This window comes from Streptomyces kronopolitis, assembly GCF_050953795.1.
Classification (GTDB): Bacteria; Actinomycetota; Actinomycetes; order Streptomycetales; family Streptomycetaceae; genus Streptomyces; species Streptomyces kronopolitis_A.
In genome coordinates, this window is record NZ_CP191850.1 from 1370845 (window position 1) to 1385711 (window position 14867).

The 14867-nt window shown below is 71.1% G+C and carries 12 protein-coding genes and 2 pseudogenes; 6 read left to right on the forward strand and 8 right to left on the reverse strand.

All coding sequences use genetic code 11. From position 1 onward, the window contains the following. Positions 1 to 145: 145 nt before the first annotated feature. The 3 genes and pseudogenes from ACQP17_RS05835 to ACQP17_RS05845 all read left to right on the forward strand — a co-directional run. Positions 146 to 637 carry a DUF2975 domain-containing protein gene (locus ACQP17_RS05835; protein WP_433855287.1) on the forward strand — a complete coding sequence of 164 codons (492 nt, stop codon included), beginning with the start codon at positions 146 to 148 and terminating at the stop codon, positions 635 to 637. Beyond that, positions 637 to 858: a helix-turn-helix domain-containing protein gene (locus tag ACQP17_RS05840; protein WP_433855288.1), complete on the forward strand. Its 222-nt coding sequence runs from the start codon at positions 637 to 639 to the stop codon at positions 856 to 858. Before ACQP17_RS05835 ends, ACQP17_RS05840 begins: the two co-directional genes overlap by 1 nt. 9 nt (positions 859 to 867) lie before the next feature. Next, positions 868 to 1462: pseudogene (locus ACQP17_RS05845) on the forward strand (hypothetical protein); the annotation flags it as partial. Between the two features lie 191 nt (positions 1463 to 1653). Here the strand turns inward: ACQP17_RS05845 and ACQP17_RS05850 are convergent. Then, positions 1654 to 2400 (reverse strand): GNAT family N-acetyltransferase, encoded by a 747-nt coding sequence (locus tag ACQP17_RS05850; RefSeq protein WP_433855289.1) that lies wholly within the window; start codon positions 2398 to 2400, stop codon positions 1654 to 1656. A gap of 755 nt (positions 2401 to 3155) precedes the next feature. Here ACQP17_RS05850 and ACQP17_RS05855 point away from each other — a divergent pair. Continuing rightward, positions 3156 to 5357 (forward strand): IPT/TIG domain-containing protein, encoded by a 2202-nt coding sequence (locus ACQP17_RS05855; protein WP_433855290.1) that lies wholly within the window; start codon positions 3156 to 3158, stop codon positions 5355 to 5357. Between the two features lie 143 nt (positions 5358 to 5500). On the opposite strand, the pseudogene ACQP17_RS05860 reads toward ACQP17_RS05855, so the two are convergent. Both ACQP17_RS05860 and ACQP17_RS05865 read right to left on the reverse strand, forming a co-directional pair. Beyond that, positions 5501 to 5752, reverse strand: a pseudogene (locus ACQP17_RS05860) (mobilization protein); the annotation flags it as partial. A gap of 93 nt (positions 5753 to 5845) precedes the next feature. Then, on the reverse strand, positions 5846 to 7246 hold the full coding sequence (locus tag ACQP17_RS05865; protein WP_433855291.1) for a peptidase C39 family protein: 1401 nt from the start codon (positions 7244 to 7246) through the stop codon (positions 5846 to 5848). Between the two features lie 190 nt (positions 7247 to 7436). Between ACQP17_RS05865 and ACQP17_RS05870 the strand changes: the two genes are divergently transcribed. Further along, positions 7437 to 8021: a uridine kinase family protein gene (locus ACQP17_RS05870; RefSeq protein WP_433855292.1), complete on the forward strand. Its 585-nt coding sequence runs from the start codon at positions 7437 to 7439 to the stop codon at positions 8019 to 8021. A gap of 474 nt (positions 8022 to 8495) precedes the next feature. After that, complete coding sequence (locus ACQP17_RS05875; RefSeq protein WP_433855293.1) at positions 8496 to 10388, forward strand: AAA family ATPase; 1893 nt, start codon at positions 8496 to 8498, stop codon at positions 10386 to 10388. Between the two features lie 90 nt (positions 10389 to 10478). On the opposite strand, the gene ACQP17_RS05880 is transcribed toward ACQP17_RS05875, so the two are convergent. From ACQP17_RS05880 to ACQP17_RS05900, 5 genes are all read right to left on the reverse strand, one after another. Further along, positions 10479 to 11609 (reverse strand): hemolysin family protein, encoded by a 1131-nt coding sequence (locus ACQP17_RS05880; RefSeq protein ID WP_433855294.1) that lies wholly within the window; start codon positions 11607 to 11609, stop codon positions 10479 to 10481. Continuing rightward, entirely contained in the window at positions 11606 to 12979 is a 1374-nt protein-coding gene (locus ACQP17_RS05885; RefSeq protein ID WP_433855295.1) for a hemolysin family protein, read from the reverse strand. The genes ACQP17_RS05880 and ACQP17_RS05885 overlap by 4 nt, the downstream gene beginning before the upstream one ends. Before the next feature lie 174 nt (positions 12980 to 13153). Further along, the gene (locus tag ACQP17_RS05890; protein ID WP_364876357.1) at positions 13154 to 13606 is read right to left on the reverse strand and encodes a PH domain-containing protein; all 453 of its coding nucleotides are present in this window, start codon (positions 13604 to 13606) and stop codon (positions 13154 to 13156) included. A 71-nt stretch (positions 13607 to 13677) separates the two neighbouring features. Further along, positions 13678 to 14526, reverse strand: a complete 849-nt coding sequence (gene hisG / locus ACQP17_RS05895) for an ATP phosphoribosyltransferase (protein WP_433855296.1) — start codon at positions 14524 to 14526, stop codon at positions 13678 to 13680. A 51-nt stretch (positions 14527 to 14577) separates the two neighbouring features. Beyond that, entirely contained in the window at positions 14578 to 14850 is a 273-nt protein-coding gene (locus ACQP17_RS05900) for a phosphoribosyl-ATP diphosphatase (protein WP_006607416.1), read from the reverse strand. Positions 14851 to 14867 lie beyond the last annotated feature (17 nt).

Consider the following 14867-nt stretch of genomic DNA (forward strand, 5'->3'; position numbering starts at 1 on the left):
CCGGTCGACCCGCGCATCGCACTCTCCCGCACCAGCAGAACCAGCTCCCTTTAGCACGAAGCCGCAGCCCGCCCTCCGACCCAGCCCTTGCTTCACCTATCGATATTCGATAGATTCCCATCGTGGTTCGATGGAAGGATGGGTCATGGGAAAGCTGACCGTACGCGCGCTGCGCGCGGTGCTCGTGGTGGTGCTCACCGGCGCCGTGTTCGTTCAGGCGATGATGGTGTGGGCGTTGATCAGCGGGAGTGACCCGGAGGACGGAACGCTCCCGCTGACCCCGCTGCGCGTGATCACGATCCTGGGCATCGGGACGGCCCAGGTTGCCCTGGTCTGCGTATGGCGACTGGTAACGATGGTGCGACGCGGAACCGTGTTCTCCCACGCCGCCTTCCGGTACGTGGACGTCATCATCGGCGCGATCGTTGCGGCCGCTCTCGTCTGGTTCGCGGTCACAGCCCTGAACGCGCCCGGCCAGAGGGACGACCCGGGCGTCACCCTCATCATGGGCGGGATCGGCGTGGCCATCCTGGGAGTCGCGCTCCTCGTGCTCGTGCTGCGGATGCTGCTGGCCCAGGCCGTCGCCCGCGACGTCGAAGCGACCCAGATGCAGGCCGAGTTGGACGAGGTGATCTGATGCCGATCGCCGTCGCCATCGACGTGATGCTGGCCAGGCGGAAGATGTCCGTCGGCGAACTCGCAGACCGCGTAGGGATCACGCCCGCCAACCTGGCGGTACTCAAGAACGGCCGCGCCAAGGCGGTGCGCTTCGCGACGCTCGCCGCGCTCTGCGAGGCACTCAAGTGCCAGCCGGGCGACCTGCTTCGCTGGGAGGCCGAGGACACCGTGGACGAATGAACTAATGGACTATGGCCCCACCTGGGTCCGACGGCCCGGCCGGTCGGCGCGCGGAGCGTCCCCGGCCTGCTGTCTCTCTGCCTCGCCGCACTCGGCCTCGTGCTGTGGGTGCGGCTGCGTGGCAGCGCGCAGAACGGCCTGGCCGGGAAGGCGGACCTCGCCCCCTCCTGGACCAGCGGATCACCGCCAAGGCCCGGAGCCTGCAGCCGTCCCTGAGCGGCCGGGAGTGTAAAAGAGGTCGCTTTCGCCGACCGAGGCGCCCTGCTCGACGCCCTCCCCCGGGGGCGGGCCACGGTCCGCGTGTCCTGGGAGGATGTGATCGTCGCCATCATGGCCCCGCGAAGCGGGAAGACCTCCGCACTGGCCATCCCCGCGATCCTCGCGGCGCCCGGACCGGTCCTGCTCACCAGCAAGCAAGGCGGCCAACGATGCCTTCACCGCGACGGTGGACGCGCGCGCCGAGGTCGGCCACGAAGCGGTCGCCGCTCAGCTCCGGGGAACCGTGTCCGGCGCGGCCGAGACCCGTGACGGGATCTACGAGACCGCGCGGCAGTACGCGAGCTGCCTGCTCGCCCCGGAGGTCGCCGCCTGGGGCGTCACCCCCCAGCCCAGCTCGACGGATCGACGGAATGTACTTCGCGATTCGGCATGCTCCCCCTCGGACGAACAGCGGCAGGATAGAGCCCCTCTTTCCACGCCTTGCCTTCTTCCGGAGAGTGAGAAACGACGCCCGCTTCTCGCCCATGAACCGCATCCTGAGTACCGCTGCTTCGACCATTTCCATCCAGGGAAACATTAGGGGACGACAACGGTGAGGGAAGTGCTGGTGAGCTTGAATCCGAGCTTCTCGTAAATGCGACGGGCGGGATTGGTGTCGCTCACAGCCAGTGCAATTTCCGTGCAACCACGGGAGGCGGCGTCTGCCAGCGTCCGGCGCAGAAGCACTGAGCCGAGGCCGGCGTAGCGGGGATCTGGCTGGCGGAAGACACTTGCGATCCACGGGAGGCCCTCATCGTTCGTCACGATGACCCCGGCGATCACGCGGTCTGCTTCATCGACCGCCAGTGTGCTGCAGGGCAAGACCGGCCCCAACTCTTCGCCGGTCAGCAGCGGAGTCAGTCGCGCCTCGACGGCTTGCTCATCACTTCCGCGGTAGTGATCCGGATGTTCGGCGGAGAAGGCCGCACGCCATGCCGGAGCCAGATCATGGGCTTGACGGTCGCAGGGAGTGGCGTGAAGCCCGTCCGGCAGGTTGATGGTTGACCACTCAGGCCGCGGAGCATCAGAGACCAGATCGCAGTGCATTCTGTGAGCGCGCCGCATAATGCGTGCACCGTGCAAGATTAGTTGCTCGCCGAGTTCCACGGTTCCCGATATGGCCCATCCGGACATGCCGGCGAGAATGGAGGGCACGGGATCGGGGCTCAGTACCTCGGTACGACCGGCCCAGGGATGACCCTCGCGAGTTCCTTGCACATAGGTCAGAACCGGCAGCCCACCAGGGCCGGTGAGAGTTTGGCGTTGTTCATCATGAAGAGTCACCTATACGCGCCTAACTTCAACGAAACTATTTCAGTCGACTCATACTGCGGCATTCGAGCCGTATGCACAATGATCATTGCGTAAGACCTCATCTGCCCAAGGAAGGCGAGTGGGGGCGTCGGATAGCCACCGCAACGCGATCAAGGCAAGCTCTTCCGCGAGCGAGCAGGCGCCCCCCTGGCGGGGTCTGACTACGTCATTTCAGAAGTGGAAGACCTTGGGCGAGCGACACAGTACGTAGTCAGGGACGGCACCTGGGTCAGGCCCCGCGGCCGATCCGGCCTGACGCGGACGCGGAAGGCGCATCGACTCTGGACTCGATGCCTCGCAAGCGATCTGCACTCCGAGGCGCGTGCCTCGCGGTCATTCCTTAGAGGGTTGACACCGAATTGCCCAAGCCCAGTTGACCAACGGGGGGATCGTCGCCCCGACTCCGCTTTCCGTTGCCCGGGATCCCCGGACCCGGCTGCACCCCGGAGGAGAGCGGCCTGCGCACCATGCGGCTGTTGGGGTGAATGTTCGTCAAGGCCGTTGCTCGCGCTGTCACTCCGGTGGATTACTGGTGATGAACCTAGCGGGCCGCCCATCCCTCTTGGGGTGGGTAGCCCATGCCGTCCGTCCGGTCTTCTTCGACGGACCTGTTGCGTGCTGGGTATTCGCCTGCCCGCAAGGGGGCGGATTCCTCCGTACCGGACGCCATGCGGCATCCGGCGTCACGTCCAGGGCAGCCCTGTCATCCACAGAAGGGCTCTTCCGTGAACGTCAACGTTCCTGCCGCGCTCCCGTCGCAGCCGGCCACCCCCGCCGGCCTCGGCCCGGCCCTCGCCGCGGCGCTCGCCGCCGCCGGCCGGGGAGCTTCCGCGCACACGGCGGTCACCACCACTCTGCTGGCCACCCTGCCGACCACGACCGTTCCCGTCGGCATCGGCCCGTTCCCGGTGTCGGTGGCCTCCAACGGCAAGGTTTATGTCGGCAACGCCGGCGCCAACACCGTGAGCGTGATCGACAGTGCGACCAACACCGTCCTCACCACGCTCCCCACCGGCACCTACCCGAATGCCTCGGCGGTCGCGCCCAACGGCAACGTCTACGTCGCCAACCTCTTCTCCAACAATGTGACGGTGATCAGCAGCGCCACCGACACTGTCATCGCCACCGTGCCCGCAGGCACCTTCCCGAATTCGGTGGCCGCCGCACCCAACGGCAACGTCTACGTTGCCAACGGCAGTTCGGCCGACGTGACGGTGATCAGCAGCGCCACCAACACCGTCATCACCACCATCCCGGTCGGCAGCAGCCCGCAGGCGGTGGTGGTCACGCCCAGCGGCAACGTCTACGTCACCGACTCTGGCTCGGACGAGGTGACGGTGATCGACAGCGCCACCAACACCGTCATCGCCACCCTCCCCGTCGGCGACGGCCCGGTCTCCGCCGCCGTCGCGCCGAACGGCAACGTCTACGTCACCAACGTCAACGACAGCAGTGTGACGGTGATCGACAGCGCCACCAACACCGTCATCGCCGCCGTGGCCACCGGCGCCGCCCCCTTCAGGGTGGCGGTCGCGCCGAACGGCAACGTCTACGTCGCCGACGCCACCTCGAACAGTGTGACGGTGATCGACAGCGCCACCAACACCGTCATCGCCATCCTCCCCGTCGGTGCCTTCCCCTCGGCGGTGGCCGCCGGGGCGAATGGGCTCGTCTACGTCACCAACCAGAACTCCGGCACGGTGACGGTGATCGACAGCGCCACCAACACCGTCTTCGCCACCGTCCCGACCGGCCTGTCCCCGGTCGCGGTGGCGGTCGCGCCCAACAACGCGGCCTACGTCACCAACTTCAACTCGAACAGTGTCACGGTGATCGGCCCGGCACCGGCGCCCACCCTGGCAAGCATCAGCCCCAACCAGGGCCCGGCCGCCGGCGGCACGGTCGTGACGATCACCGGCACCAACCTCACCGGCGCCACCGTCACCATCGGCGGCACCCCCGCCACAGTCGTCTCCGTCAACGCCGCCGGCACCCAGATCACCGCCATCACCCCGCCCGGAGCCACCGGACCGGCCACCGTCACCGTCACCACCCCCGCCGGCAGCACCAGCCTCCCCGGCGGCTTCACCTACCAGGGCGCCACGCCGCCGCCCGCCCTTCTCTTCCTCACCCCCACCTGCGGCCCGGTCTCCGGCGGCACGGTCATCACCCTGGTCGGCACCGGCCTCACCGGCGCCACGGTCACCGTGGGCGGCACCCTCGCCACCGGCGTCACGGTCAACCCCGCCGGCACCCAGATCACCGCCACCACCCCGCCCGGAACCGCCGGACCGGCAACCGTCACCGTCACCACCCCCGCCGGCAGCACCAGCCTCCCCGGCGCCTTCACCTACGCCGCCGCCCCCGTCCTCACCGGCATCAGCCCCAACCAGGGCCCGTCCACCGGCGGCACCGTGGTGACGATCACCGGCACCAACCTCACCGGCGCCACCGTCACCTTCGCCTGCACCCCGGCCATCGGTACCACGGTCAACCCCGCCGGCACCCAGATCACCGCCATCACCCCACCCGGAACCGCCGGACCGGTCACCGTCACCGTCACCACCTGCGGCGGCAGCGCCACCGTCCCCGGCGGCTTCACCTACACCCCGCCCACCCCGCACACCACCAAACTCACCGCCACCCCCGCCCTCGTCCAACTCTTCCCGCTGGAACTGCACTTCCCGTTCCTGTCCGCCACCCTGGTCGACACCGTCACCGGACAACCCGTCCCGGGCCAGACCATCACCTTCAGCACCGGAGGCCACATCCTGGGCACCGCCACCACCGACGCCACCGGCACCGCCCGACACCAGGAAATCCTCGCCCTCGCCCTGATCCTCCTCAACGGCGGCTACGACGCGACCTTCGCCGGCAACGCCACCCTCCAACCCGCCACCGCCCACGGCCCCGTCATCACCCTCTGACCCCTCGCCGGACACCACCGCACTCCAGGCGGTCGTCGGCAGCGCCATCGCTGCGGAACGCCCCCCGCGGCTGACCCTCATGCAACGCGAGGAGCGCCACCGATATGTCGGTGGCGCTCCTCGGCACAGCGACCGAGCGTCGCCCGGTCGCCAGTGCCGTCGGCGAGGCGAAGGCGGAGCTTCGGCAGGGACAGGTCCGGGGCGAGTGTGGAGCCGGGGGACCAGACCGGCTCACGGTGGCGGTTACGGTCGCCGGGGAGCGCGACGTCGTAGCCGAGGGCATCGCCGGACGGGGCAGTGCGCACCGTCACGCGCAGCCCGGCCTCGCGCGGCCGGATGAAGAACTCCTCCTCGGTGGCCGCTCCGGCGACGGCTTGACGGACGGCAAGCCGTCGCCGGACTCTCCCGCTACACGCCGCACGACCTGCGGCACAACGGCAGCGAGCGCTGTCGTCAGGTCATCGAGGACACCTTCGGGGTGCACCTGCTCAGCGGATCCCCAGCTCTGCCAGTACCCGGTGCTGGGTTGGTGCTGGGTTGGCCGGGAAGTACAGGTAACACACCCCTCCCGAACCGCTTCTGACCTGGCCGTTTGCGTCGTGGCGCTTCGTCCTCAGCCAGATGGTTTCGAACTGTGCGCGCTGGTAGACGTGCCGGACGGCCGCGTCGTCGGGGGAAGCCGGGTCGTTGGCGATGACGTCGCCGGTCTTGGTGAAGCCGATGACGGTCATCAGGTGGCCGGCGGTGCCGTAGCCCGCTCCGTCGAGTTCGGTCTTCAGGAAGGACTGGGAGGTGATGACGGGGATGCCGGCATGGATGAGGCGTTCGGCGTCCGTGAGGGAGGTGAGGCGGGTGACGACGGACTGGAGGTCGCGGTAGGTGGCGGCGTAGGCGGCGTTGAAGGGCCAGTTGCCGCAGCCTTCGTACTGGTAGTCGAAGGTGTAGCGGGCGGCATGGCAGACCTGGGGGTCGGCGTAGTCGGGGTTGACCCAGGACAGCTGTTGCCGGTTCGGGCGGCGGCCCCAGAATTCGATGATCATCTGGGAGGAGGTGGGGCTGCACCAGGCCTCGCCGCCGTTGTCGTACTGCGGGTACTGGCCCTTGTGGATCTCCTGCGAGTAGCGCGGGACCACCAGTTCGCGGCCGACCCGGCCGGGCGTGGACCGCGGCACCTCGAAGCGGTCGGGGAGGTCCGAGCCCATCGCGCCCAGCCGCCAGACGGTGGGGGTGAGCCGGGTGCCGGGCCTGCGGTAGAGGGTGACGCGGAGTTCGTACGAGGCCAGCCGGAGGCCACTCGCGGGGGTGTCGATGGCGAAGGTGTCGGTGGAGACGCTGCTGCGGCCGTCCTTCTGGCCGTCGAGCGAGGTGCGCCGGATGTCGGTGTCGCCGTCGCCGGAGGTCCAGCGGCCCATGACGTACCAGGGGGTGTGGCCGCCGTCGGTGTAGCGGCCGCGCAGTTCGACGGCGATCCAGGTGCCGGGCGGGGTGTGCGCGTTCCAGGAGGCGACGGCCTCGGTGGCCGGGGTGGGGAGGGTGCGCACCGGGGAGGTCCAGGTGGCGTACTCCCAGGCGGCGGACCTGCCGGTGTGCGGGTCCTGGTAGTCGACCGTGCCGGCCGGGTGCACGAGGCGGATCCCGGGGCGGTCGCCGGACGCGAGGCCGGTGCCCCGGGCATGGCCCCTGGCCCAGTCGGCTGCGGTGGTCCAGGCGTGATAGTCCACGAGGCTCTTCGTTCGGGGCGCGGCGGTGTCCGGAGCGGTGGGTGCGGCGGCCGTGCCCGCGGCGGACGCGCGGGAGGCGCCGGCGGCCTGCGCCGAGGGGGCGGCGGCACCCGCCGCGGCGGCGAGCGCGGCGGCCAGGACGGTGCGCCGGGGCGCGGAGCTGGTCATGGTGGTTCCCCCAGTCGGATGCGTGGCGTGCGGGCAGGAGAGAACGGGGCAGGCAGGGGCGGATCAGCAGTGGCTCAACTATTGCCCTTGCGAGCCCGCTTCGGAAGGCGGTGCGGGGCGCGTCGCGGCGGCAATATTGGTGTGGACCACTGGCGGGCGGCGGCGCGGGCCCGCCGCGTACGCTGGCGTGATGGATCATGATCTGGCTTCGCTCGCCACCCGGCTGCACGCCCTGCCGCCGTCCTGCGGGCCGGTGCGGCTGATCGCGGTGGACGGGCACGCGGGGTCGGGCAAGACGACGTTCGCCGCGGATCTGGCCGGGGCGCTGGGCGGGACACCCGTGGTGCACACCGACGACCTCGCCACCCATGAGGAGCTGTTCGCCTGGGGCGCGCGCTTCGGTGCGCAGGTCCTGGACCCGCTCGCACGGGGCGAGACGGCACGGTACGGGGTCTACGACTGGGTGCGCGGCGAGTTCACCGGGCAGCGGGAGCTGGCACCGGCGCCGCTGGTGCTGGTCGAGGGGGTGGGTGCGGGCCGCCGGGAGCTGCGGCCGCATCTGGCGTGCCTGCTGTGGATGGAACTGGCGAGCGAACACTCCTGGGAAAGGGGTCAACTCCGGGACGGACCGGGCCTGTCCGCGTTCTGGAGTGGCTGGATTCCATCGGAGCGCGCGCACTTCGCAGCGGACCCCTCCCGTCCGTATGCGGATTTCCTGGTGCATCAGGGGGAGATGGGGTACGAGGTGCTTGTGGGACCGTCCGCGGCCTCATGAACGGCCCCGCATTTAACGCTGCGTAACGAACGGCGGGCGACGCGCCCGGCGACGCCGACAGGGTCCCGCCGAGTGCCTCAACTCGGCTTGACCTAACGGGCGTACAGGACTTACGTTCTCAATGTGCGGTTCTACGGACCGCCCGCAGATGCGAAGCCCCCGGTTGTTCCCCCGTGATCGGGGGCTTCGTTCTGCGCAAATCCCCCTTTGCCGCCCGTCGGGCGCCACTCTTCCCTCACCCTGGGTCACCGCATTCTTCGCGCCGCCGCGACGTACCCAACGGTCAGTTCTCGCCCCGTGCCGCCCTCTACGGCCTGCACCGATCCCGCGGGTACCATGCGAGTCCGGGCCGCCGCAGGCCAGGGACCGAGCTGTGCGTGAAGACGGTCAACTCCCGTCCCCCGTACGCCGGTTCGACAGATCGCGGCCCGCACTCGCCCGGCGGCACGGGGTTTTGTTTTGTGGGGGGACGGGATGGACGTCGGCACTCAGGGTTCGCCCGCCCCGGCCGAGCTGGCATGGCTGCGGGCGGTCGACGCCTACACGGTGGGCGCGTATCCGCAGGCGGAGGAGGAATTCCGGGCCGCGGTACGGATCGACCCGACGATGGCCGACGCCTGGCTGGGGCTGCACGCCCTGCGCGCCGACACCTCCATCGCCCTGCTGCGGATGCACCGGCACCGCGACCGCTTCGGCGAGATGCGCACCCGTCACCGGCGCACCCTCAACTCCTGGTACTGGCTGGGCTGGTGGGTGCAACCGGTGCTGGAGACCGGCCGCGATCTGCTGCTCGCGCACGCCTCCCACTGGCTCGACGGCCGGCATGTCGCGGAGCTGGATCAGGCGCTGGCCGGCTGCCCGCCGGTGGACACCGACCCCCAGGTGCGCTTTCTGCACGCCTGCCGCGCCTATCTCGTCAAGGACTGGGACCAGCTCGTACGGCACACCGAGCCGCTGCTCGGCGACCCGGTGCTGGGCATCGAGGCGGGGCTGTTCGGCGGGATGGCCCGGGTGCGGCTGGAGATGTACGGACAGGCCGAGCCGCTGCTGTCCGCCGCGCTGATGCGCTGCCGCAGCGAGCAGCCGCAGCGCAAGGAGCTGCGCTACTGGCTGGCCCGCGCCCACGAGGGCACCGGGCGCAGCGCCGCGGCACTCCCCCTCTACCGTGCGGTGCACCGCGTCGACCCGGCGTTCATGGACACCGCGGCGCGGCTCGCCGCCATCGCCGCGGGGGACGGACTGGACGAGGGCTCCGACCTCGCGACGGTCCCCGCGTCCGGGCTGGGCCAGGAGGCCGGCGGCGATCCGGACCCGATGGCACCGCTCGACCCGGCCGACGGCCGTGAGCTGCTGGTCGGCGGTGAGGCGGACGCGCCGGACCCCGGCGTGGGCGGCGCGCCGGCCGGGGGCGGGGCCGCGGCCCGGGCCAAGTCGGCGGCGCCGGTGCCGCGCGGCGCCGAGCGGCTGCCCGCCGGGCCCGCCGACCCGGTGCTGCTGGAGAAGGCGCTGGCGGAGCTGGAGCGGATGGTCGGCATGGAGCCGGTCAAGCGGCAGGTGCGGGCGCTGTCGGCGCAGCTGCGGATGGCGCGGCTGCGGGCGAGCCAGGGGCTGCCGGTGCAGCCGCCGAAACGGCACTTCGTCTTCTCCGGCCCGTCCGGCACCGGCAAGACGACCGTGGCCCGGATACTCGGGCGGGTCTTCTACGCCCTGGGGCTGCTGGGCGGCGACCATCTCGTGGAGGCCCAACGCTCGGATCTCGTCGGCGAGTTCCTCGGGCAGACCGCTGTCAAGGCCAACGAGCTGATCGACTCGGCGCTGGGCGGGGTGCTGTTCGTCGACGAGGCGTACAGCCTGTCCAACTCCGGCTACAGCAAGGGCGACGCCTACGGCGACGAGGCGCTCCAGGTGCTGCTCAAGCGCGCCGAGGACAACCGCGACCGGCTCGTGGTCATCCTGGCGGGCTATCCGGAGGGGATGGACCGGCTGCTGGCCGCCAACCCCGGACTGTCCTCCCGCTTCACCAGCCGGGTGGACTTCCCCAGCTACCGGCCGCCGGAGCTGACCGCCATCGGCGAGGTGCTGGCCGCCGAGAACGGCGACCACTGGGACGAGGAGGCCCGCGACGAGCTGTGCAGCATCAGCGGCCATGTCGTCGACCAGGGCTGGATCGACGAGCTGGGCAACGGCCGCTTTCTGCGCACCCTGTACGAGAAGAGCTGCGCCTATCGCGATCTGCGGCTGTCCCAGTGGCGCGGCGCCCCGAGCCGCGACGACCTCGCCACCCTCCGGCTGCCGGATCTGATGCAGGCGTACGGGGAAGTGCTCTCCGGCCGCGGGCCGGAGACACCGCGGCGGCCGGAGTTCTGACCGGTCGGGGCGCGAGCCGGCGCGCGAGGCGGGACGGCGCCGGCGACCGCGGCGGTGTTCCGGCCGGTGCGCGGGCACCGGCCGGAGACCTCAGCCCGCCAGCGCCCGGTCCTCCGCGGGCAGCGACGCCTCCTCGCGGGGTTCGGTGACCCGCTCCCCCGCGCCGCGCCGGCCGGCGCGGGCGGCCGGGGCCCGGTGGTGGGCCGGGTCGCGGACCTCGCCGACCAGCATCTCCAGGACGTCCTCCAGCGCGACCAGTCCGAGCACCCGGCCGGTCGCGTCGGCGACCGCCGCCAGGTGGGAGGCGGCCCGGCGCATCGCGGTCAGCGCGTCGTCCAGGGGCAGTTCGGCGCGCAGGGTGGTCATCGGGTGCCAGACCCGCTGGGGCACCGCACGGTCCCGTTCCTCCAGGTCGAGGACGTCCTTGACGTGCAGATAGCCCATGTACGCGCCGCCGGCCGCGCACACCGGGAAGCGCGAGTAGCCGGTCCGGACGGTCAGCTCCTCCACCTGGCGGGGGGTCACGGTCGGTTCGACGGTGACCAGGGCCGCCCGGTCGAGGAGGACGTCCGTGACGGGACGGCTGCCGAGTTCCAGGACGTCGGAGAGCTGCTCCTGCTCCGCCGGGTCGAGCAGGCCCGCCTGGCCGGAGTCCTCCACGAGGTGGGTCAGCTGCTCGCTGGTGAAGACCGCCTCGACCTCGTCCTTCGGCTCCACCCGGAAGAGCCGCAGCACCCCACGGGCGCAGGCGCCGAGCAGCGCGGTGACCGGGCGGCACAGCCGGGCGAAGGCGACGAGCCCGGGGCTGAACCACAGGGCGGTCCGCTCGGGCGCCGCCATCGCCAGGTTCTTGGGGACCATCTCGCCGATGACGAGGTGGAGGAAGACCACCAGGGCCAGGGCGATGACGTAGCCGAGCGGGTGGATCAGCGCCGCCGGGAGCCGGACCGCCTCGAAGAGCGGCTCCAGGAGGCGGGCGACGGTCGGCTCGGCGACCGCACCGAGCGTCAGGGAGCAGACGGTGATGCCGAACTGGGCGGCGGCCATCATCTGCGGCAGGTTCTCCAGACCGTGCAGCACCTGCCGGGCGCGGGTGGAGCCCTCGGTCGCCAGCGGTTCGATCTGGCTGCGGCGCACGGAGACCAGCGCGAACTCGGCGCCGACGAAGAAGCCGTTGGCGAGCACGAGCAGGAGCGCGAAGAACAGCTGGGCCAGCGTCATCGGGTCACCTCCGCGCCGGCGGTGACGGGCTCGCGGGGTGCCTCGGGGGCGGCCGGCGGGGTGATCGTCGCGGTCCGCACGATCCTTATCCGCTCGGCGCGGTGGTGCGAGACCAGCCGTACCCGCAGCCGCCAGCCGTCGAGTTCCGCGATGTCGCCCGGGGCCGGGATCCGGCCGAGTATGTGTGCCACCAGTCCAGCCACCGTTTCGTACGGTCCTTCCGGGGCGTCCAGGCCGATCCGCCGCAGGGTGTCCACCCGGCAGCCGCCGTCGGCGTCCCAGGCGGGGCGGCCCTCCTCCGGCGGGGCCTGCCCGAGTTCGGGCAGGTCCACGCGGTCGTGCTCGTCCCGGACCTCGCCGACGAGCTCTTCGATGATGTCCTCCAGGGTGACCACGCCGGCCGTGCCGCCGTACTCGTCGACGACCACCGCGATCGGCTGTTCGCTGCGCAGCCGCTCCAGCAGCGGCTGCACCGGGAGCGTCTCGGGCACCAGCAGCGGCGGCACCGCGATCCGGCCGGCCGGTATGCGCAGCCGGTCATGGGTGGGCACGGCCAGGGCGTCCTTGAGGTGCACCATGCCGACGATCTCGTCGAGGCGGGTGCGGTAGACGGGGAAGCGGGAGAGTCCGGTGGCGCGGGTCAGGTTGACCACGTCCTCGGCGGTCGCGGACGCCTGGAGGGCGCTCACCCGTACCCGGGGGGTCATGACGTTCTCGGCCGTCAGATCGCCCAGCGACAGGGTCCGGACGAACAGATCCGCGGTGTCCTGCTCGATGGCGCCCGCGCGGGCGGAGTGGCGGGCGAGTGAGACCAGTTCGCCGGGGGTGCGGGCGGACGCCAGCTCGTCGGTCGGCTCCACGCCCAGCGCACGGACCAGGCGGTTGGCGACGGTGTTCAGCAGGGTGATCACCGGGCGGAAGAAGCGGGAGAAGGCCCGCTGCGGGCCGGCGACGACCCGGGCGACGGGCAGCGGCTTGGAAACCGCCCAGTTCTTGGGCACCAGCTCGCCGACGACCATCTGGACGGCGGACGCCAGCAGCATGCCGAGGACGACGGCGGTGCCGGGGACCGCGCCCCGGGGCAGGCCGGTGGCGAGCAGCGGCCCGGCGAGCAGCTGGGCCAGCGCGGGCTCGGCGAGCATGCCGACCACCAACGAGGTGATCGTGATGCCCAGTTGGGTGCCGGACAGCTGGAAGGACAGCTCCCGCAGGGCGGAGACGACGGTGCGGGCGCGGCGGTCACCGTCGGCCGCGGCGCGTTCGGCGTCCGCCTTCTCGACGGTGACGAGTCCGAACTCGGCGGCCACGAAGAAGCCGTTGGCCAGGATCAGGACGAGGGCCGCGGCGAGCAGCAGCACGGGGCCGGTCATGCCGCCGCCTCCGTGGTGTGCGGGGGTTGGGGAGGGGCGGCGCAGGTACTACAGGACGATCCGTCCATTGCCGGAGGGAGTCACTCCTCGGTTCGTGGTGAGCCCACCAGGGGGCAGGGCGCGTGCTGCGCCCCGGAGAACAGAGTAAACAGGGGGACCCCGATTAGGGCAGGCTCACCCGGCCGTGTGGCCGACAGCACCGTGCTTCTCGGCGAGACCGCGCAGCGCACGGGCGTCGCGGAGGGCCTGCTCCCTGGCGATGCCCGGCTGGATGCCCATGGCGGGCAGGCTGGTGCCGTCGGCGAGGTCGAGATGGACCCAGGGGTCGCCGGCCCGGAGGTTGACCCGCAGGACCTGGGCCCAGGCCAGCTCACGCCTCGTGGTGAGGTTGACGACCGTGAGGCCCTCCTGCCGCGCCACCACCTTGGGACGGCTGAGCAGCAGGAGGACGGCCAGCACCAGCAGTCCGGTGATCACGAAGCTGAGCCGTTCGCCGCCGGTCAGCTTCGGCAGCGCCAGCGCGATCGCCGTGAGGGCGGCGAGCTGGGCGATGCCGACGGTGTACAGGACGGCCCGGGTGCGGGTCGGCCGGAAGGTCACCGGGAGGCTGGGCAGGGGCGCGGACACGTCGTGGGTCTTCCGTCGGGGTGAGGCGGGTCGTCGGGAGGGGCGGGACGCCGGTGATCGGCGGCCGCGGGTCACAGCCGGCAGGCGTGGATACCGGTGGTCAGGATCGCGCGGGCGCCGAGGTCGTAGAGCTCGTCCATGATCCGCTGGGCGTCCTTGGACGGGACCATGGAGCGGACCGCGACCCAGCCCTCGTGGTGCAGCGGGGAGACGGTCGGCGACTCCAGGCCGGGGGTGAGGGCGACGGCCTTCTCGACGTGCTCGACACGGATGTCGTAATCCATCATCACGTACCGGCGGGCCACCAGGACGCCCTGCATACGGCGCAGGAACTGGCGGACCTTCGGGTCGTCGTCGGGCGCGCCGGTGCCGCGGATGACCACGGCCTCGGACTTCAGGATCGGCTCGCCGATGATCTCCAGGCCGGCGTTGCGCAGGGTGGTGCCGGTCTCCACGACATCCGCGATGATCTCGGCGACGCCGAGCTGGATGGCGGTCTCCACGGCGCCGTCGAGGTGGACGACGGAGGCGTCCACGCCGTTCTCGGCGAGGTGCTGGGTGACCAGGCCGGAGAACGAGGTGGCGACGGTCATGCCGCCGAACTCGCTGACGTCCTTGGCGGTCCCGGGGCGGGTGGCGTAGCGGAACGTCGAGCCGGCGAAGCCGAGCCGGAGGATCTCCTCGGCCGGCGAGCCGGAGTCCAGCAGCAGGTCACGGCCGGTGATGCCGATGTCGAGCTTGCCGGAGCCGACGTAGACGGCGATGTCGCGGGGCCGCAGGAAGAAGAACTCGACCTCGTTCTCCGCGTCGACCAGGACCAGTTCCCTGCGGTCCTTGCGCTGGCGGTAGCCGGCCTCATGGAGCATCGCCGACGCAGGCTCGGACAGTGAACCCTTGTTGGGGACAGCGATGCGCAGCATGAGAGCGAGTTCCTTTACAGCTGGGGTTGCGGGGAGAAGCGGGAAGCGGGATCAGAGGTGGGCGTAGACGTCGTCCAGGGAGATGCCCCTGGCGACCATCATGACCTGGAGGTGGTAGAGGAGCTGGGAGATCTCCTCGGCGGCGGCCTCGTCGGATTCGTACTCGGCGGCCATCCAGACCTCGGCGGCCTCCTCGACGACCTTCTTGCCGATCGTATGGACACCGGCCTGGACCAGCTCGGCGGTGCGGGAGGTGGCGGGGTCGCCCGTGGCGGCCTTCTGCTGGAGCTCGGCGAAGAGCTCCTCGAACGTCTTCTTGGACATGATGGTGACTACCCTAC